This window comes from Pseudomonas fluorescens (assembly GCF_005938625.1).
Lineage (GTDB): Bacteria > Pseudomonadota > Gammaproteobacteria > Pseudomonadales > Pseudomonadaceae > Aquipseudomonas > Aquipseudomonas fluorescens_BD.
In genome coordinates this window covers 25,858-52,570 of record NZ_VCNJ01000049.1, presented here as the reverse complement: position 1 = coordinate 52,570, position 26,713 = coordinate 25,858, and the positions used below count along the sequence as shown (strand labels likewise).

The following is a 26,713-nucleotide window of genomic DNA, read 5'->3' as shown; positions in this document are numbered from 1 at the left end:
TGATGCGCCTCGCCGCGTGTCACTGAACATAACAATGCACGTCAACCGATGATCAGCGGGTGAACCATGGAACTACGAATCAACCAGAAGACCTATCAGGTCGATGCCGACGCCGATACGCCCTTGCTGTGGGTGATCCGCGATGATCTGGGCATGACCGGCACCAAGTACGGCTGCGGCCTGGCGCAATGCGGTGCCTGCTCAGTGCTGGTGGACGGCAATGTGGTGCGCTCCTGCGTCACGCCGGTGGCGGGTGTGGTTGGCCGCGAGGTCACCACCATTGAGGCCATCGAAAGCGATGACGTGGGCAAGCGAGTGGTCTCGACCTGGGTCGATCTGCAGGTCGCGCAGTGCGGCTACTGCCAGTCCGGGCAGGTGATGGCGGCCACCGCACTGCTTAAACAGAACCCCAAGCCAAGTGATGCGCAGATCGAGGCGGCGATGGTCAATCTGTGCCGCTGCGGCACTTACAACGCGATTCATGCCGCCATGCATGAGCTTGCCGGCAAGGGGGAAGCGTGATGAACGTTCGTATCGACCCTTCACTGCAAGCCTCAGCACTGGATCTGCACGAACCAATCAATGTATCGCGCAGGCGTTTTCTGACCGGGACCGCCGTCGGCGCACTGGTGCTCGGTTTCGGCCTGCCGCTGGGTGCGACACGCGTGCAAGCTGCCGTTGCGGCAGCGACGGCCGAGCGCGGCACGCAGGTCCCGGCGTTTCTCGAGATCCGCCCGGACAACCGCGTGCGTCTGCTCTGCCCGTTCATGGAAGGCGGGCAAGGCACGTTCACCGCGATGGCGCAGATTGTCGGTGAAGAACTGGATGCCGACCCGTCGACCTTTCTGGTCGAAGCCGCACCGCCCGGTGAAGCCTACGTGGTGTTGGAAAACGGTATGCGCATCACCGGCGGCAGCATGTCGGTGCGCATGAGCTACCCGGTCATGCGCCGCCTCGGCGCCCTCGCCCGCGCCATGCTGCTGCAGGCGGGCGCGCAACAACTTGGCGTGCCAGTCAGCGAGTTGAGCACCGAGCCCGGCAAAGTCGTGCATGCCAAGTCGGGCCGCTCGCTGGCCTACGGTGAACTGGCCGAGCGGGCGATGGATCTGCCGGTTCCTGATCCGGCCTCTGTGAAGCTGCGTGATCCGAGCCAGTTCCGCTGGATCGGCAAACCGGTGAAGCGCCTCGATGCCTACGACAAGTCCACGGGCAAAGCGCTGTACAGCATCGATCTGAAGGTCGACGACATGCTCCATGCTGCTGTTCAACATGCCCCGCGACTGGGAATGACCGTGGGCAATCTGCGCAACGAAGATCAGGTCAAGGCAATGAAAGGCGTGCATTCCGTGCACCGTCTGCCGGGTGCCGTGGCGGTGCTCGCCGAGCGCTGGTGGCACGCCAAACGTGCGGTCGAGGCGATCCAGGTCGACTGGCAAGAGCCAACGGCCGACAGCCAGGTTCGGCCGATGCCCGCCGACTTTTCCAGCGATGCCTGGTTCAAGCGCCTCGCTGAAGATAAAGGCCCGGCCAAAGATGATGAAAACCAAGGCGACGTGACGTCGATCCTCAAGGAAACCAAGACCCGGATCGACGCCACTTACCACAACCAATACCTGAACCACGGGCAGTTGGAGCCCCCTTCAGCACTGGCCCGATTCAACCCGGACGGTTCGCTGGAAGTCTGGTTACCGAATCAGGCGCCGGACATGTACCGCGCGGACATCGCCAAGCGTACGGGCCTCGATCTTTCACGCATCACCTTGCATTCGCCGCTGCTGGGCGGTTTTTTTGGCCGGCATTTCCTCTACGACTCGGCCAGTCCCTATCCCCAGGCGATTGCGCTGGCGAAAGCGGTTGGCCGGCCGGTCAAACTGATCTGGAGTCGCGAAGAAGAGTTCCTGCGTGACGTGCTGCGCCCGGTTGCTGCAGTGAACTTCCGTGCCGCGCTGGACAACGACGGCTGGCCGCTGGCAATCGAAGCGATCAGTGCCACCGAAGGCCCGACCGAAGCCCTCGCCGGCAAGCAAGGTGAGAAACTCGACCCGACGGCGCTTGAAGGCTTGTCTGGCAAGTCCTACTCGATCCCCAACAAGCGCATCGCGCAGATCTACGTCAAAGGTCCGGCGATGCTCGGTTATTGGCGTTCGGTGGGCAATTCGCTCAATGACTTCTTCTATGAATCGTTCCTTGATGAACTGGCCGACAAGGGTGGCAAAGACCCGTTCGACCTGCGTCTGCATCTGCTGCGTGACAACCAACGCCTGACCACGCTGCTGCAAGCGGTGGGTGAACTGTCCGGCGGCTGGAAGCGCGGGCCGTTTACCGCCGAGGACGGCAGCAAACGTGCGCGCGGTGTGGCCATGGCTTCACCGTTCGGTACAGAGACGGCGGTGATCGCCGAGGTCTCTATCGAGAACGGTCAGGTCAAGGTGCATGACATCTGGCAGGCGATTGACCCGGGCAGCATCGTCAACCCGGCGATTGTCGAGGCCCAGGTCAATGGCGCCGTGGCGCTGGGACTGTCGCAAACGCTGGTGGAGGAAGCCGTGTGGGTGGATGGCAAACCCCGGGCGCGCAACTACGACTTGTATCCGATCCTGCCGCCTGCGCGGATGGCCCGGGTCCATGTGCGTGTGGTCGAGAGTGGAGAAAAAATGGGTGGCATCGGTGAACCGCCGCTGCCTGCGGTCGCGCCCGCCGTCGCTAACGCAGTGGCGGCGCTAACCGGTCAGCGGGTGCGTAGCCTGCCCATGAGCCGACACACCTTCACTTGATCAGCGCCGGAGCGTCCATGAATAACAGCCGATTCGCAAGAACCGCTGGCTGGCTGGCAGTGCCGTGCCTGGTCGCGGCAGGCCTGCTGGCCTGGTATGTCACCCGCGAGCCCGTCTCGCGCCTGGAAACCCATCAGATCGCCGTGGCCGGCATTGACCCGGCACTGGTCGCCCGTGGCGAATACGTCGCCAGGCTCAGCGATTGCGTGGCCTGTCACAGCGTGCCGGACGGCGCGCCATTCGCCGGCGGCCTGGAAATGGCCACGCCGCTGGGCTCGATCCATGCGACCAATATCACCCCGGACACGGACACCGGCATTGGCCACTACAGCCTGGCGGACTTCGACCGAGCGGTGCGTCACGGCATGGCCCCCGACAGTCGCCGTTTGTACCCGGCGATGCCCTACCCGTCCTACGCCAAGCTCAGTGACGATGATGTGCGTGCGCTGTATGCGTTCTTCATGAAAGGCGTGGCGCCGGTCAAACAGGCGAACATCCCCAGTGCGATTCCGTTTCCGCTGAACCTGCGCTGGCCGATTGCACTGTGGAACGGCGTGTTTGTCGACGCCGAACCCTACGTAGCCAAACCGTCGCAGGATGAACAGTGGAACCGTGGCGCTTACCTCGTTCAGGGCGCCGGGCACTGCGGCAGTTGCCACACGCCGCGCGGCCTGGCGTTCAACGAGAAGGCACTCGATGACACCGGTAAACCGTACCTCGCCGGCGCCTTGCTCGATGGCTGGTACGCGCCGAGCCTGCGCGATGACCACAACACCGGGCTGGGCCGCTGGAGCGAACCAGAGATCGTGCAGTTCCTCAAGACCGGTCGTAACCAGCACGCGGTGGTCTACGGCTCGATGACCGAAGCGTTCAACAACTCCACGCAGTTCATGAGCGATGACGATCTGAGCGCGATTGCCCACTACCTGAAGTCGCTTCCCGGGGATCGCGAACGGGACGGCGCGCCGTGGCAGTATCAAGCGGTTTCGGCAGCGCAACGTCTGGACTCGCCCGGTGCGCATACCTACGTGACGCGCTGCGCTTCGTGCCACGGCCTGGACGGCAAGGGTCAACCTGAATGGATGCCGCCGCTGGCGGGCGCCACCTCGGCACTGGCCAAGGAGAGCGCTTCGGCAATCAACATCACCCTGAATGGTTCGCAGCGTGTCGTCGCGGCTGGCGTACCGGACGCTTATCGCATGCCGGCCTTCCGCGAGCAGCTGTCAGATCAGCAGATCGCCGACGTGCTGACCTTCATGCGCAGCACCTGGGGCAATCAGGCCAGCGCTGTCGATGCGCAGACCGTGGGCAAACTGCGTGAGCACACCGATCCGGCCAGCAGCAGCCCGATCATCCTGCAGATGCGCTAAGAGGAGACACTGATGGAAAGCATCGACTTGCTGGTCTTGCGCACCGCGCGGGACTGGCTCGCCGCTGGCGAGCGTGTGTTGCTCGCCACGGTGGCGCGCACCTGGGGTTCTTCACCGCGTCCGACGGGGTCGATGATGGCGTTGCGTGACGATGGTCGCGTGGTGGGCAGCGTGTCCGGCGGCTGCATCGAAGACGATCTGATCCATCGCTACACCACGGCCCATGGCGGCAGCGCTTTTAGCGACAGCGCGCCGCAAGGGGTGCGCTATGGCGTCAGCGCCGATGAAGCGCATCGCTTTGGCTTGCCATGCGGTGGCACGCTTGAATTGATCCTTGAGTTCAACCCGGCGTGGCAGTCACTCGACGCTTTGCTGGTGCAACTGGACGCCGGGCAACTGGTTCGCCGTCGCCTGACGTTGGAGTCGGGTCAAGTCATGCTCGAACCGACTGCGACGCCGGAACAGTTCAGCTTCGATGGCGCGCAGATGCTCAACACCTTGGGGCCGGGCTATCGGATGCTGATGATCGGTGCCGGCGCTCTGGCCGAGTATCTGGCGACCATGGCCTTGTTCAACGGTTTCAAAGTGGCGGTGTGCGATCCGCGTCCCGAGTACATCGAGACCTGGGCGGTAGATGGAGTGGAACGTATCGTCGGCATGCCGGATGATGTGGTCCGCGACTTCGCGGTCGATCTGCGCACCTGCATCGTCGCCTTGAGCCATGACCCCAAACTCGACGATCTGGCCCTGCTCGAAGCCCTTCACGGCCCGGCGTTTTACATCGGCGCCATCGGCTCGCGGCGCAACAGCCAGCTGCGCCGCGAACGCCTGATCGAGCATTTTGGTGAAAGCGAGGCGTCACTTCAGCGCCTGCACGGACCGATCGGCGTCTACATCGGCAGCAAGACGCCCGCGGAAATCGCCGTCAGCGTGATGGCCGAGATTCTTGCAGCCAAGAACGGCGCAAACTTGCCGAGTGAACTCAGCATCGCCCAGGCTAAACATGCCATCGAATGGGCGCCCTCGACGTCCTAGATCTGTAGTTGCAAGATCCGATTGTTGCGAGGTCTGCGGCAAGCCGCACTATCAGATTTCGATCGAGCAGATGACGCAGGCATCCTGATGGGCTTTTGTTACTCTGGCGCCTCAATTGCTTCGGGACGTACGGCACATGGAAATTGCCCCGCACTTCATTGTTCATGAAACCGACCATTGGATAATCAACCACCACTTGGCAAGCGCGCTCCCGGGCTATCTGATGCTGGGGACGAAGATCGACACCACGTCGCTGGCTGAGTTATCGCTTGATGCCCTGGCCGAGTTGGGAGGTTTGCTCGCCAGGACTCAGCAGGTTATCGAGCGGCAGTTGAAACCCAAACGCCTCTACATCAGTCGTTTTGGGCATGAGCCGGGATTACCCATCCACTTTCATTTCATACCCGTCTACGCCTGGGTCGAAGACCTGTTCTGGAAGGACGATCGGTACCGGGCACTGGAAACGTTTGCCTATGCGCAAGGTGGGGTGTCAGCGACTGACGGTGCAGAGCTGACGTTGTTTATCTGGCGAGAATTTGGGGAAAATCCGATACCGCCGAAGGTTGAAGGTAAAGCAATTGCGGAAGTGATCGAAGACCTTCGTCGTGCATTCCTGTCGGACTGATTTGAGTAGAGGATCGAGGTAGTTGGGAGAGTGGCCGCTTTCGTCCAGGAGCGGTAGCCCAACTGCTTCACCCTCGCTTAAGGATTAGCCAAGCGATATTCCGCGCTTGCGTCTAATACATCACAAAAACAGGCGTTCTCATAATGCGATTTTCAATTTATAGCGGACTGGTTTTGGTGGGCTACTCGGCGCTCGATTACGGAGATCCCTCGATGGGCGTTGTTTTCGGTCAATTCGAACCTGCCGATGGGTACACAACTATCCAGAACCAGTGCTCCACGAACCATCATGACCAGACCGTTCTGGATCTTTCTGTTCAGACCGAGGCGGGTCTGGTCATTCCATGTGCGGGTCTGGCCATCTTGGATTACTCCGAAGAGCTCGCGCCACCGTGCATCGAAGTGAACATTTTCGGCATTCCACATCCACACTATGGCGAGCTGTTTCCTCATCACGTCACCCTGTATGAGCGTCGATTCAGCTAGTCGAAACGTCCCGCCGATGTCCGCTTCGGGTAGTGGACTCAACCGGCCTTTTGCCGCCATTCGAGATCGACAGCAGTTGGCCATTCGCTGAACAGCTTCTACTGTTGAAGCCGTTACCCTGCGGGTTGAACGAGGTCTCGTCGCCAAAATCGCAGACACCGGCGGCGCCGCAGTCGGATGCTGCGCCTGTCGCGACAACTGTCATCGTTTGGCGCAGTTTGATGCTGATGCAGTAGACACCGCATCTGGCGCGAGCATGACACGGTACGCCTGCGCGTCAGGTCCGGCTGAAAGGAACGTTGTGCGATACCGGCGGAGAAAAAAAATTAACCCGCGCCGGTCGCCGGCTATAGTGAGACATCAAAACGCCATAGGGAGCGCTTTATGCGCAGCGAAAAGGACAATTCATTCCAAGTCGTGCTGTCCCATCGAGAGGAGAAGGAAGGTCACGATCAGTCAAAAGCGGCGGTTTTCTGGGAACCCTTCCTGAGCGCTGCGAGGGACTATGATCGCAATTCATCCACTGAGTTGACTCGACAAGCAATGGAGTCGCGAATCAGACGTGATTTTCCTCTTCGACTGAAGCACTGGATCAAATCACTGGTTTCGCGGGGAGACATGGTAGAGAACTCTGAGCGTGCGAGGCTTGCCGATCGGCTCATAGTTCGAGTTAACGATATTTCCTACAACAGCATAGACGTGTCGGTTTCTATCGAACCGCTCGATGCGCTGGTTACGTTATTCGAAGGTCACTTCGAATACTTTGAAGCGTTTCTGCAGACGTATGTGCCAATCGCTTTTAGAGAAGCCTTACATTCAAGACACGAGGAGTATTACGGAGAATGGTCCGACATTGTGAATCAGGCGAATCTATCGATTCATCCCAGCGTGGGTCTGATTCAGGCGTTCGGTGCTCCCCGCCACATGCAGACGCCACTTGGTGCGCCTTACCCCGACAATTCGAAACGGCGGAACGCACAATGGCTATGGATTGCTGCAAATACCAGCCTGGTGGTTCCGACAATTCTGGCGGCGTTTTTTCTGTACCTCGGCTGGCAAACCATCGATAAGCGGTTTGCTGCCATTGACAGCGTATCCGTCGAAAGGATGAAAGCGTTGTTACCGGATAAAGCGGCGCCGAGCCCGACTTCAACGCCTGCCGCGACGCCCGCATCCGGCGCCGCTACAGGGACCAAGCCATAAGGCGGCTTCCGGGCGTTTGCAATCACCCATGTCGTTCAAAACGAGGGCAGTCCGTTGATAGGCAACTACGCCTCACCGGCAAGTTTGCCGGCCAACTCGACGTTGACCTCGAATTGTTCACTCACCTTGACCATCGTACGGTTGCTCTGCGCAATTGAGCCTTCCTGAGTCCAGAGAAACGGAAAGAATGAAAAGCACTGATCGGCTTTCAGTGCTTCCATGTCACTGCGCCAGCCTTCCCAACGCAGACCGTCGTAGAAGGTTGCAAGGTTGTCGCTCAAGGCCCAGCCCAGAAAATCGGTATACCCAATCTCCAACGGTTCCCAGCGCAACGTGTCGGGTGCACAGTAGTACATCGCACCTGCGTCGTCGCCCAGGCCGCCGCCGTTGATGGCAAAGAACCCTCCAGCAGCATCGTCGGCGACCAGCAGATAACCCTCTGCACGTCCGGCGTTCCAGTCGAGCAGATTTCTCGGCAACTGTGGATGTCCAGAGCCAAGCACGCGCAGCCAGCCATGATCGATAAGAAGCCCGCCGGTGTCGTAGGCGATCGAGCCCAACGTCGATCGGGTCGATACCTGAAGGCCGGACAGCACCCTGGTATTTTCAGAGGATGGTGGCAGTAACTGAACGTCCAGCGAGGTTTCTCCCAGCATCTTTTCAATGAGGGGCAACGCAGGGTCGCGGTGATCTATCAGGTCTTCCAGGCTTTTCATTTGCCGATCCTTGGGAAAAAAGCGTGATTGTAACGGCTGCGGCTACACACCCGATTGATTGGTTTGACTCAGGTATTTTTTCAGCGTGTCTTACCGGCTGACCTTGATGTAATCGTTCAACCTTGAGCGCTTCCACGCAGGCGCACCAGCAACACCTGGACTTTCCCCGAGCCCAGCGCAAGCGCACTGAGAACCAACAGGATCAGCGCCCAATTGGACAGGCCAGGGTTCTGGCCAAGAATGATCATCGAACCAACGATGCCAAACACCGGGATCAACAGTGACAACGGCGCAACGTGTGAGACCGGATACTCGCGCAACAACAGGTTCCACCCCCAAGCGATGCCAAGATTGATCAGGGCCCACATGGCAACACCGAAAATCATCCCGTAAGCGGCCAGCCATCGGAACGCAACACGTGGCCGCTCGACAAAAAACACCCAAGGCAAGCCGGCCAAGGTGAAGCGCAACGCGGTCAGCAACAGCGGATCGATGTCGGCAAGGCCGAGCTTGGTCACGGGGAAGCTCAATCCCCAGACAGCCGTCACCAGAACGGCGAGTAAAAGATGTTTCTTCTGCATGTCAGACATTTCCCGGAGCCGAGCCTCAGTGCTCGTACTAGAGAAATATGCCGACATCCAACATGGCCCGCTTTCAGTCACAGGCCAACCTTCATTAGGATCGGGCCATGCGAGAAATTACCCTGCCGCCCTACCCGCATACAACCCGCGATGCCGTCGTGACCACTCATGACTATGCGGATGGAATGCTGTTCCCGACTCACGATCACCCACGCGGGCAATTCGCCTATGCGGCTAAAGGCGTGATCACCGTTTTCACTGATGAGGGCAACTGGGTGGCGCCCCCCGAACGCGGCATCTGGGTTCCGGCCCAATGTTGCCACGCCATGCAGATGCGCGGCCCGGTCACCCTGCACAACACCTACACGCTCATACGCTGAGCGCAACGCTACAACCGAGCATTATGCTTAAAATGCACACATATGCTTTTCAGCAGGACTATCACTCAATGCCCAAGAAAATGCCGGCCACTCAACAGGCCGCGAGTGCAGCAGATATCGAACGCTCGATCCAGGCCTTGAACAAAATGGCCGAACGCCTGTGGGGCGATGGTCGCGAAGCGGAGGCCAAAGCCCTGCTCGATGCCCTTGATGCACTGAACCGCGCGCTCGACCGGATCAGGATTGGCGAGAGTCGTCGGGTTGTGACGCTGCATTGAACAACCCACCTGACCCCAGCTCAGTAACAAGCCCTGCCAATGTGCCAGGGCCAAGGAAGAACATTGATGCGCGTGATTAAAATTTTCTTGGGTTTGCTGTTATTGCTTAGCAACGCCGATTTCACTTACGAAAAGCCTCGCAGGGTTTTCACGGCGGGTTTTGTCAGAGTCTGCGTAATAGTCGCCATCACTGAGCTAATGTTTCTTTGGATGTTTTATTACGGCCCGCCGCACTGACTCTAAGGTTTGAGAATCAGCAGTGGCTCGCCCTTCTTGACGATGTAAGTCGCCAACTCCGAAGCCTTCTGCGTGCCAACATTCCTGGCGACATGCGCCACACCCGCCGGAATAAAAAACGAATCACCCGCCTTCAGCGTCACGGGCGCCCTGCCCTCAAGTTGATACTCAAAAGTGCCGCTGATCACGTACGCGACCTCCACGCCCGGATGGGCATGCCGTGGAGAAGTCACACCGGGTTCGAAATCAACCCGAGCCTGAATAACTTCACGGTTATCGGCATCGAGGTCCTGACGAACCAGATCCGTGCGGCTCAGGCCTTGTTGCCAACTCTTGGGTTGCGTGTCAGCAGCGTGCGCGATACCGATCATGGACGTGATAAGTGCTGCGGTAGCCAGAAACAATGGACGGCGCATGATGTTGCCCTCTGGTGAGTAGTGGTGTGAAGGCTACTTTGCACAGGGCATGTATGGCTGATGTGTCGTAAACCCGGCGTTTGTTATTGGCGTGTATGCCCGGGCGGGATTGATACACGCTTATACAAACATCTCGCTGTTTTGCCGCTGCACCAGCAGCCAGGTCCTCAGGGCGACGACTTTTTTCGAGTCCGCCGTTTCATGGGGCGTCACCAGATAAAAGCCCAGTTCATCCTTCAAGCGCAGATCGAAAGGCGCCACCAAGCGCCCCGCACGCAGATCCTTGTCGACATAGGTCGAGCGCCCGATACACACGCCCTGCCCGTCCACTGCAGCCTGCACGGCCATCATCGCCAGATCGAAGGTTAACCGTGGCCCGTCGGCCAGTTTTGCTGGCTGTCCCGCCACGCTGAGCCAGGCGTTCCAGTCACTGGCCGTCATGCCACTGACTTGCAGCATCGTGTGTCTGGCCAGATCGGCCGGCGTGTGCAAGGGGTTTGCCCCTTGGAGCAATGCCGGGCTGCAAACCGGAAAAATCTCGTCGGACATCAACCAGTCTGCCCGCAAGCCTTTCCAGTCACCGCGACCATAACGAATCGCCGCATCAATCCCGCCCTTGCGAAAATCCACCAGTTCGGTGGAGGCGCTGACCCGTACATCAATATCGGGAAAGGCTTGCTGAAAGGCCGGCAAGCGCGGCAACAACCACTTCGACGCCACCGAGACCAGCGTGCTGATGGTCAGGACGCTGGTGGCGTGTGAGGCATGTAGTTGCTCGGTCGAATGACGCAACTGGTGGAAGGCCGAACGGATGCCGAGCAAATAAGACTGGCCCTCTTCAGTGAGCGCCAAGCCACCCTTCAATCGTAAAAAAAGCGGCACGCCAAGCTCCGCTTCGAGCCGGCGAATCTGATGACTGATGGCGGTTTGCGTGACGTTCAACTCCTCGGCGGCCTGGGTAAAGCTCATGTGCCGAGCAGCGCATTCGAAGGCTTTTAATCCGTTGAGAGAAGGTAATCGGGTGACCATATGAGGTGCAATGCTCATGAGATTTTGTCATACGCTACCACTCAAAATGACCTTTGCGAATCCCCCGCAGACCTTGGATTCTGGCGGCTTATTTCAGCAAGGAAGTGCCATGAAACTGTATTTCGCGCCCATGACCTGTTCGCTCTCCCCACACATCGTGCTGCGGGAACTGGGCTTGCCCTTCGAACTGATCCGGGTCAATAACCAGACCAAGCGCACCGCTGACGGGCGCGACTTTCGCGAGATCAATCCGAAGGGCTATGTTGCTGCGCTGCTGCTGGATGATGGAGAAGTGCTGACCGAGGGGCCGGCGATCCTTCAATACCTGGCCGATCAGGCACCGGAGCAGGCGTTGGCTCCGGCCAATGGCAGTTGGGAGCGCTCGCGTTTGCAGGAGCACCTGAACTTCATCAGCAGCGAAATCCATGGCGGCAGTGCACCGCTGTTCAACAGCGACATACCGGAACCGATCAAGGCGATTTTCAAAGACAAATTGTTCAAGCGTCTGGATTTCCTGAACCACACACTCGCAACACAGGATTATCTGATGGGCACCTTCGGTGTCGCCGATGCCTACCTGTTCAGCGTGCTGACGTGGCTGCCCAGCTTCAATATCAATTTGCAAGACTGGCCGGCGCTGGCCGCCCACTCCCGGCGTATCGCCACCCGTCCCAGCGTCGTTGCGGCCATAACGACTGAAGCGGCGACGCAGCCGGTTTGATCGCCCTCTACGCTTTCACTGCGGTGGCGGCTGATCATTTGTCCGTTGGCCGTGAATCTGTAAACTGGCGCGATTTACTCGCTCAAACAAGGGATCCGCATGGCCAACCAAGACATCACCTTTACCCCCGATCCAGACGCAGACTCGATTTCGTCGGACGTCACCACGTTCAACGGGATCATGATGTCCACGCAGATCCCGACCCATGCCGATGGCAGTCTGGAACTGGGCGATATCACCCTGCAAAGCGAATGCACCCTGCAAGCACTGAAAGCTGCACTGGAACGCGCCGGCAGCTCGATGGACCGGGTGATGCATCTGACCATCTACCTGACTGACATGGCCGATCGCGCGGCATTCAACGAGGTTTACAAGCGCTACTTCGCCAAGCCATGGCCGGTGCGTGCGGCGGTAGGTGTGGCGTCGCTGGCGGTTGAAGGCATGCGCGTGGAAGTGACTGCGATGGCGGCCAAGGCCTGACCCACCACCCCAGCCCCTGTAGGAGCTGTCGAGTGAAACGAGGCTGCGATCTTTTGATCTGAGCTTCAAGATCAAAAGATCGCAGCGTGCCGCAGCTCCTACAGGTCCGAAGTGGAAGTTCACCATCGGGCAGCACGGGCGTGCCGGGCGCGCGTTTCACGGGTAGAATGCGCGCCTAACCGTGACAGCCTGACTAAAAAAACTATGTCCTTGCCCAAGCATCATCTGGAATTGCTCAGCCCTGCCCGCGATGTCGCTATCGCCCGTGAGGCGATCCTGCACGGCGCTGACGCCGTGTACATCGGCGGCCCGAGCTTCGGCGCGCGCCACAACGCCTGCAACGAAGTCGGCGAAATCGCTGAACTGGTGGAATTCGCCCGCAAGTATCACGCGCGCATCTTCACCACCATCAACACCATCCTGCACGACAACGAACTGGAACCGGCGCGCAAGCTGATCCATCAGTTGTACGACGCCGGGGTCGACGCGTTGATCGTTCAGGATCTGGGCGTGATGGAGCTGGACATTCCGCCGATCGAGCTGCACGCCTCGACGCAGACCGACATCCGCACGCTGGAGCGGGCGAAGTTCCTTGATCAGGCCGGTTTCTCGCAACTGGTATTGGCCCGTGAGCTGAACCTGCAGGAAATCCGTGCGATCGCCGATGAAACCGACGCCGCCATCGAATTCTTCATTCATGGTGCGTTGTGCGTGGCCTTCTCCGGCCAGTGCAACATCTCCCATGCGCAGACCGGGCGTAGCGCCAACCGTGGCGATTGCTCGCAGGCGTGCCGTTTGCCGTACACCCTTAAAGATGAAAAGGGTGGCGTGATCGCCTACGAAAAACACCTACTGTCGATGAAAGACAACAACCAGAGCGCCAACATCCGCGCCCTGGTTGAAGCCGGTGTGCGCTCGTTCAAGATCGAAGGTCGCTACAAGGACATGGGTTATGTGAAGAACATCACCGCCTATTACCGTCAGCGCCTCGACGACGTGCTCGAGGATCGCCCGGACCTCGCTCGCGCCTCCAGCGGCCGCACCGCGCACTTCTTCCTGCCGGATCCGGAAAAGACTTTCCACCGGGGCAGCACCGACTACTTCGTCACCGATCGCAAGATCGACATCGGTGCCTTCGATTCGCCGACGTTCACCGGTCTGCCGGTGGGTATCGTCGAAAAAGTCGCCAAGCGTGACATGCAGGTCGTGACCCACGAGCCGCTGTCCAACGGCGATGGCTTGAACGTACTGGTGAAGCGCGAAGTGGTCGGTTTCCGCGCCAACATCGCCGAAGCCAAAGGTGAATTCGAAGAAGACGGCGAGAAGCGCTACCGCTATCGCGTCGAGCCGAACGAGATGCCCGAAGGCCTGTACAAGCTGCGCCCGAACCACCCGTTGAATCGCAACCTTGATCACAACTGGCAACAGGCGCTGCAGAAGACCTCTTCAGAGCGTCGCGTGGCCCTGAGCTGGGTCGCACGCCTGCGTGAAGAGCAGTTGGAAGTGACCGCCACCAGTGAAGAAGGCATCAGCGCCAGCGTCACCCTCAACGGTCCGTTCGGCGCAGCCAACAAGCCTGAGCAAGCACTGGAACAGTTGCGCGATCTGCTCGGCCAGCTCGGCACCACGCAGTACCACGCCACCGACATCAAACTGGATGCGCCACAGGCGTTCTTCATCCCTAACTCGCAGCTTAAATCCCTGCGCCGTGAAGTGATCGAGAACCTGACCGCCGCCCGTGTCGCTGCGCATCCGCGTGGCGGCCGTAAAGCCGAAACCAGCCCGCCGCCGGTGTACCCGGATTCGCACCTGACCTTCCTCGCCAACGTCTACAACCAGAAGGCGCGCGACTTCTACCACCGTCACGGCGTCAAGTTGATCGACGCGGCGTACGAAGCGCACGAAGAGCCGGGTGAAGTGCCGGTGATGATCACCAAGCACTGCCTGCGCTTCTCCTTCAACCTGTGCCCGAAACAGGCGAAAGGCGTGACCGGTGTGCGCACCAAGGTGGCACCGATGCAGTTGATCCACGGCGATGAAGTGCTGACGCTGAAGTTCGATTGCAAACCGTGCGAGATGCACATCATCGGCAAGATGAAAGGCCACATCCTCAACCTGCCGCAACCGGGCAGCGTGGTCGGCCACATCAGCCCCGAAGACCTGATGAAAACCATCCCGCGCGCACCGCACTGAGTGGATGACGTGCGCGGTGCTTCGGCGCCGCGCACGCCTGCCCTGCACCACCGGGCTAAATCGCAGGCATAAAAAAACGCCAACTTCTTGCGAAGTTGGCGTTTTTTCGAATATGGCAGGGGCGGCTGGATTCGAACCAACGCATGGCAGGATCAAAACCTGCTGCCTTACCGCTTGGCGACGCCCCTACTGCTCTGTCCAGCTACTTCGTTAGGTTCGCTGTGAGAACGGGGCGCAATTTACCAAGGTTTTTTGGCTTTGGGAAGCGCGAAGTGAAATATTTTTTGTTTTAAAACAGCTACTTATTATTTTGGCCTGAATCAGGTCCATGCTGAGTCGGGTTCGCCGCCGTGTATCACACTGTGTACGAACCCTACCGCGACACATCGACTTTCAACAAAGCCGTTTTACGACACAGGCCAGATACGTCCCTACGCTCAAATGCACTCAAGGTTTCAGGTGTTCATTCAGGACCCTTGGCCAAAGGCTCGCAAAGGAGACGTCACCATGAAAAAGGCACTGCACACCCGCAAAACCGCGTTCGGTTTGTCGATTCTGGCGCTGTCATTGTTCGGCGCTTTTGGCACCACCCAGGCGCAAACCACTGAACCTGCCGCCGCCAGTTATTCCGCGCCCTCGCCTTTCGGCCCGCTCAAGCATGTGAAGGCCGGCGTGCTCGACGTCGCCTACGCCGAAACCGGCCCCGCCGATGGCCCGGTGGTGATCCTGCTGCACGGCTGGCCCTACGACATTCACAGCTACGACGAAGTCGCACCGTTGCTCGCGGCCAAGGGTTACCGGGTGTTAATGCCGTATGCACGCGGCTATGGCGATACGCAGTTCCTCTCTAAAGACACCCTGCGCAATGGCCAACCGGCAGCGCTGGCCAGCGACGTCATCGACTTCATGGATGCGTTGAAGATCAAGCAAGCGGTGCTCGGCGGTTACGACTGGGGCGCGCGTTCGGCGGACATCGTCTCGGCGTTGTGGCCAGAACGTGTGAAAGCGCTGGTTTCGGTCAGCGGTTACCTGATCGGTAATCAAGCCGCCGGGCAAAACCCGCTGCCGCCCAAGGCTGAATTGCAATGGTGGTATCAGTTCTACTTCGCGACTGACCGTGGCCGTGCCGGGTATGAGAAGAACATCCACGACTTCGCCAAGCTGATCTGGCAAACCGCGTCGCCGCAGTGGAAGTTCGACGACGCCACGTTCGACCGCAGCGCCAAGGCACTGGAGAACCCCGATCACGTCGACATCACCGTGTTCAACTACCGCTGGCGTCTGGGCCTGGTGCATGGCGAAGCGAAGTACGCCGCGCTGGAGCAGAAACTCGCTACCGCACCGTCGATCAACGTGCCGACCATTACCCTTGAAGGCGATGCCAACGGTGCGCCGCACCCGGCGCCTGAGGATTACGCCAAGCGCTTTACCGGCAAGTATCAGTTCCGTTTGATCAATGGCGGGATCGGGCACAACCTGCCGCAGGAAGATCCGCAGGCGTTTGCCAAGGCTGTGATCGACGCTGACCACCTGTAGAAACAAAAAAGCAGTCAGCCGCAATGGCTGACTGCTTGATTATTTGAGGGTGGGATTGAGGCTTGAGGGATGCTCACGTTTTGCAGATTCCTTGCCTGAACGGACGCCATCGCGAGCAGGCTCACTCCTACAGGGGGAACGCATTTCAAATGTAGGAGTGAGCCTGCTCGCGATGACGCTAGAACAGACAACATCAACCCCAACTAACGTGCGCGATCACTCGGTTGGCACAACCAGATCCAACGCCTTGTTCACCGCCAACTCCCCCAACATGACCACTTGCGCAATGCCCAGCAAGGTATGACGGTCCGCCCCCTCCAGCATTCCGGCAAAATTACCGAGCATGACCGACGCGGACGCCAACGACCCGCAAGCATTGGTCAGCAGCGACTCGGTGTCTGCTTGCGGGTTGGCCATGAACAGAGCGTTTGGCGTATAGGGTTCGGCCATGATCGCGGCAGGCAACAGGTAATGGTCAAGCGCCCGTTCTGCCGCTTCGTGGAGCTTTCTTGAATTGGGCGATGCGTACGGGGACACCAGGTCTGTGACCGGTGGTTCGGGTGGCTGAGACATCAGCTGAAACTCCAGACAAGAACCGCTTCAGGTTCTTTGATAGAAGGCGTGAAGCGCCGTGATCGCGGACGCTTCCGTGCAAATGAGGGCGCGAGCGCCCTCACCCATCTGCATCGCGACTAGTGCGGCAAGCGCTGGTTATCCAGGACTCGACCGACCACCAGCTCGCTGAGCATGATCACCTGTTGCAGGATCAGCATCTTTTTGCGCTGTGAAGAATCAATTGAATCGGCGAGATCGCGGGCCATGTCAGTGGCTGAGGACAAGGTTTCAGTGGCTTCGACGAGCAGGGTTTCATTATCCACTGTGGGGTCGATGAGGTAGATCTTGACGGTCTTGCGGGTGGGTATTGAGGTCTTCAGCGCGGAGGGATTGAGGTAGAAGTTGATCGCGCGGTCGGCGGCCTCTTTTATGTTTTGAGGTTCGAGTGCGGCGTCGTAGGGGATTGGATCGGTTTCTGGCGGGTTTGGCGTAATTTTGAACATAGCTGGCATTCCATCTTTAAAGATTGAAAAGCCGTCACTTTCGCTACCAAACGAAGGGTGGCGGCCACGAGTGGGTTGGTAGACCGGTCAAGATAGAAAGAACCCCGGCGCCCCCGAAAGGGCCCCACTCATGGCCACCATATAAAACTGCGCCTCAAAAAAGAGACTGCAATAAGGTGACGCGGTACAACTATCAAGAAAACGGGCTACCAAACCCCATCACTGTTTTGAAGTGACAGGGAAACGGTACAGCCCGCCTCAAGGCGCGTAAGCCGGCGGATTCTGGCGTACGCGTAGGCAACGGCGCAAGGTGTTGTAGCCGTTATGGCGTAACAGTGCGTGTAAGTTAAACGTGTGTGGGTGATGACGTTTAAAAGCCCCTCACCCTAGCCCTCTCCCAGAGGTAGAGGGGACCGACCGTGGTGTTTGGGCGAGGTACGCCGACGTGGGATACCGAGGTGAACTCTGGTGAGGAAGCGGTTGGTGCCGCCTACAAATTCCCTCACTCTGGCCTTCTCCCTGAGGGTGAGGGGACTGAACGGGGTGTTTGGGAGAGGTACGCCGACGTGGGATATCGAGGTGAACTCAGGTGGGTGACGGCCTGGGTTATTTGACCAGGCGTTTTTCTTTGGAAGGTCTGTAGCCGAAATATGAGCTGTAGCATTTGCTGAAATGACTCGGCGAGACGAACCCGCAAGCCACCAGCACTTCGACTTGCGACAGCTCGGTGTGCTGCAACAACCGTCGCGCTTCGGTGATGCGCAATTCCAGGTAATAGCGCTGCGGCGTGGTACCCAGTTGCTCCTTGAACAAACGCTCCAACTGGCGACGGGATCGGCCGGCGTACACCGCCAGTTGCTCCAGCTCCAGCGGCTCCTCGAGATTGGCGTCCATCAGCTTCACCACTTCACGCAACGGCGCACTGACGCAGATGTTTTCATCCGGTTTGATTCGTCGGTAGCGCGATTCCTCGAAGGCGAGGATGTCTTCGATACCTTCGACCAAGGCTTTGCCGTGCAAACCCTTGATCCAGTCCAATGCCATGTGGAATGCACCGGACGGACTCGACGCCGTCAGCCGGTCGCGATCAATCACGTAGGGTTCACTGCTGACGTGGGTGGCTTTGGCGATTTCAGTCAGCGCCGGACGGTGCTCCGGGTGGATCGCGCAGCGATAGCCATCGAGCAGCCCGGCCCGGCCGAGAAACCACGAACCATTCCATAAACCGGCGAGACTGACGCCCCGCTCCGCTGCGGCCCGGAGCAAATGAATAAACTCATCACTCGCGCGCAATTCGGTGCGATACCCGCCACACACCACCAGCAGATCCAGCTGCTGAAGCGCGGCCAAATCCAGACGTGCATCAGGACGAATAACCAGCCCCAGATCACTGATGACTTCACCGTCGCCCAAACCAAACGTGCGCGAGGAAAACAACCCCGGACGCAACAGGTTGGTAGTGACAACGGTGTCCAGCGCTTGGGTAAACGCCGGCAGTGAAAAATGTTCCAGCAGCAAAAAACCGGTGCGGGTCATGCGCGTTTCATCCGCGCTTTGCTCATTCAGATAGCGGAGGTTTTTCCCCTTCATGCCTCCGCTGAATTGGCGTCGTTCGATCAAGTTGTGGTCCATCGGTCATGTTGTTATGCGCCGATAGTTGGCTTGATCCGCGTCAGAGTCAATCACGCCTGTGGCTGATGGCTGGTGACGCAGTGAATTCCACCGCCACCGGCGGCGATTGCATCGATGTTGAGCTGGATGATTTCGCGCTGCGGGTACAGTTTCGAAAGCAAGTCGAAAGCCTTTTTGTCCGCCGCTTTATCGCCGAACTCCGGGGCGATGATCGCACCGTTTATCACGAAGTAATTGATGTAACCGGCGGCAAAGTCCGGGTTGTTCTGGTTGAACTTGCTTTTGCGCGGTTTCAGCGGCGGCGACATCGTGTGGACCTGGAGTTTGCGACCGTCAGCATCGGTGGCGTTCTTGAGGATTTCCAGGTGCGCCAAAGTGACCTTGTGATCATAGGATTCAGGGTCGGTGTCGAGGTTGGCAATCACCACGCCGGGCTTGATGAAGCGCGCGTAAAAGTCGACGTGGGCATCAGTGATGTCCTTGCCCCTGATCCCAGGCAGCCAGATGATTTTGCGCAGGCCCAGGCGCTCTTTCAGTTCGGCTTCGACATCGGCCTTGCTCCAGTCGGGGTTGCGGTTGCGGTTGATCCAGCTGCTTTCGGTCATGATCCCGGTGCCGTGACCGTCGACCTCGATGCCACCGCCCTCGCCCACCAGATCGGTGCGGATGTAGGTGGCTTGTGCGTCGTCGGCGACCAGTGCGGCGATCTTCGAATCTTTACTGTGCTGCTGTTTGCCGCCCCAACCGTTGAAGTTGAAGTCCACCGCGCCCAAACCACCCTTATCGTCGATAACGAAATTGGCGCCGATGTCGCGCATCCAGATGTCGTCGAGCGCGGCGGTGACGTAAGTGATGTTGTGCGTGCCGCAGAGTTCTTCGGCGATGCTGCGTTCGTTCTTGCGGCAGAACACGGTGACCGGTTCAAACCGGCCAATGGCGCGGGCGATGCGGCCGAGGGCTTCCTGGACGTCTTCGGTGAACTCTTCCCAGATCGCGTCCTGCGCACCGAAAGCGATGTAGGCGCGCTCATGTTTGTCGCCTTCGTCGGGCATGAACCAGCGGCCTTGCGCGGCGGCGAACACTTTGCCAGGCGACAGGCCAAGGCCTATAAATGCCGCGCCGACACCGGCGGCGACCGTGACTTGTTTGATGAATTCACGACGAGTCGACATCTTGCTATTCCTGTAGAAAAAAGGGCCGGCGCAACACCCCGGCCATGGATCATTGGCCAGTGGCAGTCTTGAATTTGGTCCAGGTGCGCATGCGCGCTCGCATGTCGGCCTGGGGAATGTCCTTGCCCGGAATCAATCGAGCATAGGTCGCCTCGTCTAGGTAGATATCCGGGTTGTCACGCATGCTGGCATCGACGTTCGCCCGCGCCTTGGCGTTGGAGGTCGGGTAACCGGTGAAATTGCTGATCGCCGCCATGTTCTCGGGGCGCATGACGAAGTTGATGAACATATAGGCGTATTCCGGGTGTTTGGCGTCGACCGGAATCGCCATGGTATCCATCCACACCGTGGTGCCCTCACGCGGCACGCGATACTGGAAACGCGTGTGTTTGCCGGCGCTGTCCGAGGTGCGCTGGGCCTGGGTCATGTCGCCGCTGTAGCCCAGCGACAGGCACAGGTTGCCATTGACCAGATCGGTCACCGGTTGCGACTGGAACTTGCGGATGTACGGCCGCAGCTTCATCAGCAACTCACTGGCCGCTGCCAGGTCCTCAGGCTTAGCGCTGCGCGGATCACGTTTGAGGTAATTGAGCACCACCGCCAGCACTTCATCCGGCGAGTCGATCATCGAGATGCCGCAATCGGCGAACTTCGCCGCCAGTTCGGGTTTGAACAGCATGTCGAGGCTGTTGACCGGTGCATCGGCCATGCGTTTTTTGATCTGCTCTTCGTTGTAGGTCAGGCCGATGGTGCCCCAGGTGTAAGGCACCGTGGCTTTGCTGGAGTGCTCGTAATGACCGCGCAGCTTCTGCAAACCGGGTTCGATGTCGACCAGCTCGGTCAGCTTCGCTTGATCCAGCGGCATCAGGCTGCCAGCGCGCATCAAGCGTTCGGCGACGGTGTCGCCGGGGAATATCAGGTCGTAGCCGCTGCCGCCGGAGAGCATCTTCGCTTCAAGGGTTTCGCTGCCATCCATGACGTCATAAATCACTTTGATCCCGGTTTCGGCGGTGAAGCGGCTCAAGGTGTCTTCGGCAAAATAATCGGCCCAGTTGTACAGCCGCAGGTTTTTGTCTTCGGCGTGCAGCGACGGTATCAAGCAGATCAGCGCCAGGCCGATCGCGCCGCGCAAGCGTTTGTGATGGGTAGCCATGTCAAACCCCTTGGGTGTTCCAGCGTGCATGAAGGTGGCGACCGTCCTGACTGAGCAACGGCCCGTACATGTCCGGACGACGATCTCGATAAATGCCCCAGCTCAAACGCTCTTCACGCATCGCCGCCAGATCGACGCTGTGCACCTTCACGCCGCTGCTGTCGCGGTCCGCGCTGGCGAGCAATTGACCCTTGTGATCGCTGATGAACGACGAGCCATAGAAGCTCATTTGCAGGCTCGGATCGGTAGTCGCGACTTCTCGCCCGACCCGGTTCGCCGCCACCACCGGCAGCAGATTGGCCGCCGCGTGACCGCGCATGGTCATCTGCCAATGGTCGCGGGAATCCAGCGCCGCGCAGCCCGGTTCCGAGCCAATCGCAGTTGGATACAGCAACACCTCAGCCCCCATCAACGCCAGGCACCGCGCGGTTTCCGGGAACCACTGATCCCAGCAGATGCCCACGCCGAGGCGGCCGAACGCGGTGTCCCAGACTTTGAAACCGGTGTCGCCGGGGCTGAAATATTCTTTCTCCTGGTAGCCGATGGCGTTGGGAATATGGGTCTTGCGATACACACCCAACAAACGCCCGTCGGCATCGGCCACGCTCAGCGAGTTGAAGTAGGCGTTGCCGGCCTTTTCAAACCAGCTCAGCGGCAACACCACGCCCAACTCGCGGGCCAGGGCGGCGAAACGTGCGAGTACGCGGCTGTCACGGTATTCCTCAGCAAGGGCCATGTGTTTATGGCTTTGTTCGATGCAGAAATACGGTGTGGCGAACAGCTCCTGCAACAGGATCACTTGCGCGCCCTGCTGCGCTGCGTCACGGACGAGCTGCTCGGCGCGATCAAGGTTGCCGGGTAAGTCCCAGGTGCACGGCATCTGGGTGCTGGCGATGGTCAGAATGCTCATGCTTTCAACCTCTCAGCGGCCAGGCTGGCTGTTGTTGCGTGATGCAGTGCACCCCGCCGCCGCCATGGGCTAGATGATTGATGCGCACCGGCACCACTTCGCGGCCGGGAAAGGTATGCTCCAGCACTTTGGCGGCGACGTTATCAGCCTCGATGCCATACGCTGGCATGATGATCGCGCCGTTGGCGATGTAGAAGTTGGTGTACGAGGCGCAGAACACTTCGGCTTCGGTGTCGACGGCGTCGGAGGCTTCGAACAGTTCGATCAGCTCGAATTTGCGGCCCTGCGCATCGGTGGCCAGTTCCAGCGCACGGCGATTTTCCCGCGCCACTTCGGCGTACACCGAAGATGTGTCGTGAGTGGCATCCACCAACAAGACGCCAGGCCGGGCAAAGGCGCAGACGCCATCGACGTGGCCGTCAGTCATGTCGCCGGTGACGTAATCCGGATCGCCCGGCAACCAGATGGTTTTCTTCACGCCGAGCAAACGGCTGAAGATCTCTTCCATCTCGGCTTTGCCAATGCCGGGGTTGCGATTGGGGTTGAGTAGCACCGATTCAGTGGTGATCAGTGTGCCTTCGCCGTCGACATGAATCGCCCCGCCCTCGTTGCTCAGCGGCGTGCCGAAGCATTCCAGGCCGAGGTTATTGAGCGCACGACGCGCCAGACTTTCGTCCAGATCATGCGCCGACTTGCCACCCCACGCGTTAAAGCGCCAGCTCACCCCGGCCAGCCCCTGTTGCGGATGACAGACAAACGTCGGGCCGGAATCGCGGCACCAACTGTCGTTGACCGCCAACGGAATCAGCTCGATGTTCGGCCCGCACAACGCCTTGGCGCTGGAGACCGCCGACGGATCGACCACCAGTTTCACTGGTTCGAAGCGGGCGATGGCGTTGGCCACGCGCGCAAAATCTTCCTGCACTTGCGCCAGGGTCACACCCCAGCCCGACTCCCACAGCGCTTTGTTGTGCGGCCAGACCATCCACGTCGCGGCGTGGGTCACCCACTCTGCCGGCATCATCCAGGCGCTGTTTTTATTGTCGTTGTGCTGCATGATAAGCCTCGTTAGTTAAGCCAATGTGTTCACGCCGCCAATGCTACGGACGCGCAAACAGGCAAACAAACGATGGATTTAGCGCACAACTGATTAGAGGAACTTATCGATATGCTCAAGCACTGGCCGCCACTCAGCTCTCTGCGTGGCTTTGAAGCCGCCGCCCGGCTCGGCAGTTTTCACAAGGCCGCCGAAGAGCTGAGCCTCACCCAATCGGCGATCAGTCAGCAGATCCGCAGCCTTGAGGCCTACCTCGAACAGCCGCTGTTTTTCCGCAGCGGGCGCAGCGTGGCGTTGACCGATGCCGGGCACGATTTGCTCAGCACCACGCAAGCGATGTTGCAGCAATTGGCGGTGGGGATTCGGCGGCTGGGGCAGTATCAAAAACCCAATCAACTGGTACTCAACACGACGCCGGCGTTTGCCCGGCATTGGTTGTTGCCGAGGTTGGCCAACTTTCGCGATCAGCATCCCGATGTGGATCTGTGGATCTACAGTACCGACGAGGTGCCGGACATGGCCACGCAGACCATCGACCTGGCGGTTCGCGACGATATCAGCGCGCAGGCTGAGTGCAGTTTCAAAGTGCTGCACACCGATCGACTCTATCCGGCTTGCCATCCGCGCCTGCTGAACACGCCAACAGCGCAACGCAGCACCTTGCACGGCGAGCGGGAGATGGACTGGAGCCATTGGGCGGTCGAGGCCGGTATCGATGTCGGCCAGCAGGCTCAGGGGCTGAATTTTTCCGACCCGGGGCTGCTGCTGGACGCGGCTTGCGCGGGGCTTGGGATTGCGCTGGTGAGTCAGTTACTAAGCCGTCAGGCGCGCGCTGACGGCTTGTTGCAACCGCTGGTCGAGGCGACTATTCGCGGGCCAAACTGGGCACTGTTGACCCACCGCGACAGTGAAAATGACCCCATGGCGAGGTCTTTTATCGATTGGTTATCCGCCAACCTGAACCTTGACTCAAACGGCCGAGAAAACCCCGGCACCTAGTCGTCCCTCAAGCCGACCACAGAGCACGTAGTGCTGATAGGCGCTGGAGAAGCCTCCCTGGGCGACCGCGATCCTGACATCGTCATTCAATCGAAGGTATTGGGCTTCATCAAAGTTTTCTGCACTGACTTCGCCGGCACGCCCCAGTTGCTCGCTTTCCACCGGCAGACCCTGGCTGGCACGCTGCTCGAAATCAATGATGCGATTCACCGCGTGCCGTTCCAGCACCCCCTGATTGGGATGCATCGAGTAGATATGCAGGCCTTTATTGGCGCAGCGGTCGCACATGTCGACACAGTTTTTCTGCGTCGATTTGCGCCGCGTCAGTTCTGCAAGCGGCATGTCGAGGTACTTGCCGACCTGATATTCGGTCTGATTGAAGATCGTGCAGCACAGCACCGTGTTGCCATTGCAGTCGATGACCAGCCAGTCATCCTTGAGCGTGCACGCCATCTTGGGAAAGTTCTGGATGACGTTGACGAGATCGTCGTACGGCGGCAGTGCGAGGCGTTTCAGGGTGTCAATGTCCGTAGCCGTGACAGACGGGTCACGCTCGACAATGGCCAGTGTCTTCTCCAGCGGCATCATCACGGAATACCCGGTGGTGAACATGAAGCCAAGACGCTCACTGAACTCGCGCATCAGTGATTCTTCTTCGATGTTATCCAGGTAGCGGTGATAGTAAACATCAACGCGGGTCCTCAGACCGAGGCGCTGTTTGATTTCCTGGAGGGCGATCATGTTTTGTTTTACAACTTCGATATCGCCGCCGACATGGCCCTTTTCGTAGGTCTCCTGGTAAAAACCCGAGAGCGAAATACGGAAGTAACTCGGCTCGGCCATCAAGGCCTTTTCCATATTCTTGGCGAGGTTCAGGTTGGTGCTGATGCCGCTGCCCATGCCGGCAGCATTGATGACCTCGATAAACTCGCCAATTTTTGGATGAATCAGCGGCTCGGTCCAGTTATAGAGGTAGATCGTGTTGACGCCCTCTGTCTTGGCCTTATCGACAATCTGCTTGAACATCTCGAGCTGCATGGCTTTTTTGAAATTGAGATTTTCCGAGTTGCCCATTGGGCAGGACGGGCAGCTCAGATTGCACGCACCGACGATATCGATGTACATATTCATGCGGGTGAAGCTCCTAGAATTGAAAGCCATGCATCTCATCACTACGGGCTTTCAAGTCGCCTGATTGTGTTGGTATTTTGACGGCACTGGCACAGCAGCTAGCAATAACTGCACCACAATGCTGCTACGCCATCAATTCAACGACCCAATCGATGAACACACGCAATTTCAGACTGACATGCCGGTTCGGCGGATACGCGATGTAGAGCGGCATCGGCGCGAGTTTCCAGTCTTCGAACAGCGGCACCAGTTCACCGCGCGCCTCGTGGGCGGCAGACATGTACTTGGGCAGCCACAGTACGCCCATGCCCGCCAGACCTGCCGCGAGATAAGCGTTGCCGTCATCGACTGCCAAGACGTGACGCCCCTTGATTTGCAGGTTTTCGCTGGCGTTGTGCAAGGCGTACGGTACCGGTCTGCCGGTGCGTGCCCAGAGAAAAGCGACGACCCGATGATGGCTGTCTTCCAGGTCCCGTGGGTGCGCAGGCGTACCGGCGCGGGCCAGGTATTGCGGCGCGGCAAACACCCCCAACTGCAGATCGGCGACCTTGCGCGCCATCAGCGACAGGTCCATGAGTTCGCCCCCGCGCACCACGCAGTCGACGTTCTCATCAATGATGTCGACGATGCGGTCGCTGACGCCCATGTCGATCTGAATGTCCGGATAACGCGCGTGAAACTCAGGCAGCGCCGGCACCAGAATCAATCGTGCGAACGGACTCGGCACATCCACGCGCAGCCGGCCAGAAGGCAATGTCGCTGCACCCGGCAAGCTGCTTTCGGCATCGTCCAGATCGGCGAGCAACTTGATCACCCGCTGGTAATACGCCGCGCCATCGGCGGTGACGTTGACCTTGCGCGTGGTGCGATTGAGCAATTTCACCCGCAACCGTGCCTCCAGTTGCTGAACCAGTTGAGTCACGGTGGTCTTGCTCATGTGCAAGGTTTCCGCCGCTTTGGTGAAGCTTCCCGCCTCGACCACCCGGGCAAAGGCCTGCATTGCGTCAAAACGGTCCAAGCTGCGCCCCCCGATTGTTTGGATTTAACAAACAGTGAACGCCAAGCTTGCGCGTTTATCGGTCGGCTGCAAATACCTAAAGTGGCCCCATCAACTCACTGATGGAGATATCCCGATGACACAACGCGATGTGGTTTTCCCACCCGCACGACGCACGCTCTATGAACGCCATCGCTACTCGCCGGCGATTCGTTCCAACGGATTCCTGTTTGTCTCAGGGCAAGTGGGCAGCACCGAGGACGGCACGCCCGAACCGGACTTGGAGAATCAGGTGCGCCAGGCCTTCAACAACCTGAATGCGATCCTCGCTGAGGCCGGATGCAGCTTTGACAACGTGGTCGACGTCACCGTGTTCATCGTCGACCCGCCATCGAAGTTCGAGACGATCTGGAATGTTGTGCTGACAGAGTTCTGGGGCGATGCACCGCATCCGACGGTGACGGCTGTTGGCGTGACCTGGCTGTATGGGTTTGATTTTGAGATCAAGGTGATTGCCAGGCTGCCTGAAGCGGACTGATCGTCAG

27 protein-coding genes, 1 tRNA gene and 1 pseudogene are annotated in these 26,713 nt (G+C 59.1%); 15 read left to right on the top strand and 14 right to left on the bottom strand.

The window, feature by feature from the left end:
* Positions 1-66 precede the first annotated feature (66 nt).
* From FGA82_RS25555 to FGA82_RS25520, 7 genes are all read left to right on the top strand, one after another.
* Complete coding sequence (locus tag FGA82_RS25555) at positions 67-522, top strand: (2Fe-2S)-binding protein (RefSeq protein ID WP_141129231.1); 456 nt, start codon at positions 67-69, stop codon at positions 520-522.
* Complete coding sequence (locus tag FGA82_RS25550) at positions 522-2,774, top strand: xanthine dehydrogenase family protein molybdopterin-binding subunit (RefSeq protein WP_141129230.1); 2,253 nt, start codon at positions 522-524, stop codon at positions 2,772-2,774. Before FGA82_RS25555 ends, FGA82_RS25550 begins: the two co-directional genes overlap by 1 nt.
* 17 nt (positions 2,775-2,791) lie before the next feature.
* Positions 2,792-4,144, top strand: coding sequence for a c-type cytochrome (locus FGA82_RS25545; protein WP_141129229.1), 1,353 nt, complete (start codon positions 2,792-2,794; stop codon positions 4,142-4,144).
* A gap of 12 nt (positions 4,145-4,156) precedes the next feature.
* Positions 4,157-5,179 (top strand): XdhC family protein, encoded by a 1,023-nt coding sequence (locus FGA82_RS25540; protein ID WP_141129228.1) that lies wholly within the window; start codon positions 4,157-4,159, stop codon positions 5,177-5,179.
* 136 nt (positions 5,180-5,315) lie between these two features.
* Positions 5,316-5,804: an HIT family protein gene (locus tag FGA82_RS25535; RefSeq protein WP_141129227.1), complete on the top strand. Its 489-nt coding sequence runs from the start codon at positions 5,316-5,318 to the stop codon at positions 5,802-5,804.
* Positions 5,805-5,947: 143 nt separating this feature from the next.
* Positions 5,948-6,289, top strand: coding sequence for a hypothetical protein (locus FGA82_RS25530; protein WP_249384287.1), 342 nt, complete (start codon positions 5,948-5,950; stop codon positions 6,287-6,289).
* Between the two features lie 384 nt (positions 6,290-6,673).
* On the top strand, positions 6,674-7,492 hold the full coding sequence (locus FGA82_RS25520; RefSeq protein ID WP_141129225.1) for a hypothetical protein: 819 nt from the start codon (positions 6,674-6,676) through the stop codon (positions 7,490-7,492).
* Between the two features lie 65 nt (positions 7,493-7,557).
* Here the strand turns inward: FGA82_RS25520 and FGA82_RS25515 are convergent, their stop codons facing one another.
* Both FGA82_RS25515 and FGA82_RS25510 read right to left on the bottom strand, forming a co-directional pair.
* Positions 7,558-8,208 (bottom strand): DUF2625 domain-containing protein, encoded by a 651-nt coding sequence (locus FGA82_RS25515; protein ID WP_141129224.1) that lies wholly within the window; start codon positions 8,206-8,208, stop codon positions 7,558-7,560.
* A gap of 116 nt (positions 8,209-8,324) precedes the next feature.
* Positions 8,325-8,789, bottom strand: coding sequence for an EamA family transporter (locus FGA82_RS25510; protein ID WP_141129223.1), 465 nt, complete (start codon positions 8,787-8,789; stop codon positions 8,325-8,327).
* Between the two features lie 107 nt (positions 8,790-8,896).
* Here FGA82_RS25510 and FGA82_RS25505 point away from each other — a divergent pair.
* A pseudogene (locus tag FGA82_RS25505) lies at positions 8,897-9,154 on the top strand (AraC family ligand binding domain-containing protein); the annotation flags it as partial.
* An 83-nt stretch (positions 9,155-9,237) separates the two neighbouring features.
* Entirely contained in the window at positions 9,238-9,447 is a 210-nt protein-coding gene (locus tag FGA82_RS25500; protein WP_141129221.1) for a hypothetical protein, read from the top strand.
* Positions 9,448-9,686: 239 nt separating this feature from the next.
* Here the strand turns inward: FGA82_RS25500 and FGA82_RS25495 are convergent, their stop codons facing one another.
* A complete protein-coding gene (locus FGA82_RS25495; protein ID WP_141129220.1) occupies positions 9,687-10,100 on the bottom strand; it encodes a cupin domain-containing protein in 414 nt (137 codons plus the stop codon).
* A gap of 120 nt (positions 10,101-10,220) precedes the next feature.
* Positions 10,221-11,129 (bottom strand): transcriptional regulator GcvA, encoded by a 909-nt coding sequence (locus FGA82_RS25490; RefSeq protein WP_141129319.1) that lies wholly within the window; start codon positions 11,127-11,129, stop codon positions 10,221-10,223.
* Between the two features lie 109 nt (positions 11,130-11,238).
* On the opposite strand from FGA82_RS25490, the gene gstA reads away from it, so the two are divergent.
* From gstA to FGA82_RS25475, 3 genes are all read left to right on the top strand, one after another.
* The gene (gene gstA, locus FGA82_RS25485; protein ID WP_141129219.1) at positions 11,239-11,850 is read left to right on the top strand and encodes a glutathione transferase GstA; all 612 of its coding nucleotides are present in this window, start codon (positions 11,239-11,241) and stop codon (positions 11,848-11,850) included.
* Positions 11,851-11,949: 99 nt separating this feature from the next.
* Positions 11,950-12,330 carry a RidA family protein gene (locus FGA82_RS25480; RefSeq protein ID WP_141129218.1) on the top strand — a complete coding sequence of 127 codons (381 nt, stop codon included), beginning with the start codon at positions 11,950-11,952 and terminating at the stop codon, positions 12,328-12,330.
* Positions 12,331-12,534: 204 nt separating this feature from the next.
* A complete protein-coding gene (locus tag FGA82_RS25475; protein WP_141129217.1) occupies positions 12,535-14,523 on the top strand; it encodes a peptidase U32 family protein in 1,989 nt (662 codons plus the stop codon).
* A gap of 113 nt (positions 14,524-14,636) precedes the next feature.
* Here the strand turns inward: FGA82_RS25475 and FGA82_RS25470 are convergent.
* Positions 14,637-14,711, bottom strand: a tRNA-Gln gene (locus FGA82_RS25470).
* Positions 14,712-15,030: 319 nt separating this feature from the next.
* Here FGA82_RS25470 and FGA82_RS25465 point away from each other — a divergent pair.
* Positions 15,031-16,059, top strand: a complete 1,029-nt coding sequence (locus FGA82_RS25465) for an alpha/beta fold hydrolase (protein ID WP_141129216.1) — start codon at positions 15,031-15,033, stop codon at positions 16,057-16,059.
* A 216-nt stretch (positions 16,060-16,275) separates the two neighbouring features.
* Here the strand turns inward: FGA82_RS25465 and FGA82_RS25460 are convergent, their stop codons facing one another.
* The 7 genes from FGA82_RS25460 to FGA82_RS25430 all read right to left on the bottom strand — a co-directional run bounded on the left by FGA82_RS25460 (position 16,276) and on the right by FGA82_RS25430 (position 23,041).
* Entirely contained in the window at positions 16,276-16,632 is a 357-nt protein-coding gene (locus tag FGA82_RS25460) for a DUF6124 family protein (RefSeq protein ID WP_141129215.1), read from the bottom strand.
* Positions 16,633-16,751: 119 nt separating this feature from the next.
* Positions 16,752-17,117, bottom strand: coding sequence for a DUF6124 family protein (locus FGA82_RS25455; RefSeq protein ID WP_141129214.1), 366 nt, complete (start codon positions 17,115-17,117; stop codon positions 16,752-16,754).
* A 606-nt stretch (positions 17,118-17,723) separates the two neighbouring features.
* Positions 17,724-18,749 (bottom strand): GlxA family transcriptional regulator, encoded by a 1,026-nt coding sequence (locus tag FGA82_RS25450; RefSeq protein ID WP_141129213.1) that lies wholly within the window; start codon positions 18,747-18,749, stop codon positions 17,724-17,726.
* Between the two features lie 50 nt (positions 18,750-18,799).
* A complete protein-coding gene (locus tag FGA82_RS25445; protein ID WP_141129212.1) occupies positions 18,800-19,921 on the bottom strand; it encodes an agmatine deiminase family protein in 1,122 nt (373 codons plus the stop codon).
* Between the two features lie 49 nt (positions 19,922-19,970).
* On the bottom strand, positions 19,971-21,074 hold the full coding sequence (locus tag FGA82_RS25440) for an extracellular solute-binding protein (RefSeq protein ID WP_141129211.1): 1,104 nt from the start codon (positions 21,072-21,074) through the stop codon (positions 19,971-19,973).
* A gap of 1 nt (position 21,075) precedes the next feature.
* Positions 21,076-21,984, bottom strand: coding sequence for an N-carbamoylputrescine amidase (gene aguB / locus FGA82_RS25435; RefSeq protein ID WP_141129210.1), 909 nt, complete (start codon positions 21,982-21,984; stop codon positions 21,076-21,078).
* A gap of 4 nt (positions 21,985-21,988) precedes the next feature.
* Positions 21,989-23,041, bottom strand: a complete 1,053-nt coding sequence (locus tag FGA82_RS25430) for an agmatine deiminase family protein (protein WP_141129209.1) — start codon at positions 23,039-23,041, stop codon at positions 21,989-21,991.
* Between the two features lie 111 nt (positions 23,042-23,152).
* Between FGA82_RS25430 and FGA82_RS25425 the strand changes: the two genes are divergently transcribed.
* Entirely contained in the window at positions 23,153-24,040 is an 888-nt protein-coding gene (locus FGA82_RS25425) for a LysR substrate-binding domain-containing protein (RefSeq protein ID WP_141129208.1), read from the top strand.
* On the opposite strand, the gene FGA82_RS25420 is transcribed toward FGA82_RS25425, so the two are convergent.
* Positions 24,011-25,171, bottom strand: coding sequence for a radical SAM/SPASM domain-containing protein (locus FGA82_RS25420; RefSeq protein WP_141129207.1), 1,161 nt, complete (start codon positions 25,169-25,171; stop codon positions 24,011-24,013). The two genes, FGA82_RS25425 and FGA82_RS25420, sit on opposite strands and share 30 nt — an antisense overlap.
* Before the next feature lie 124 nt (positions 25,172-25,295).
* Positions 25,296-26,189, bottom strand: a complete 894-nt coding sequence (locus FGA82_RS25415) for a LysR family transcriptional regulator (protein ID WP_141129206.1) — start codon at positions 26,187-26,189, stop codon at positions 25,296-25,298.
* A 115-nt stretch (positions 26,190-26,304) separates the two neighbouring features.
* Between FGA82_RS25415 and FGA82_RS25410 the strand changes: the two genes are divergently transcribed.
* Positions 26,305-26,706 (top strand): RidA family protein, encoded by a 402-nt coding sequence (locus FGA82_RS25410; RefSeq protein WP_141129205.1) that lies wholly within the window; start codon positions 26,305-26,307, stop codon positions 26,704-26,706.
* The last annotated feature ends 7 nt before the right edge of the window (positions 26,707-26,713 follow it).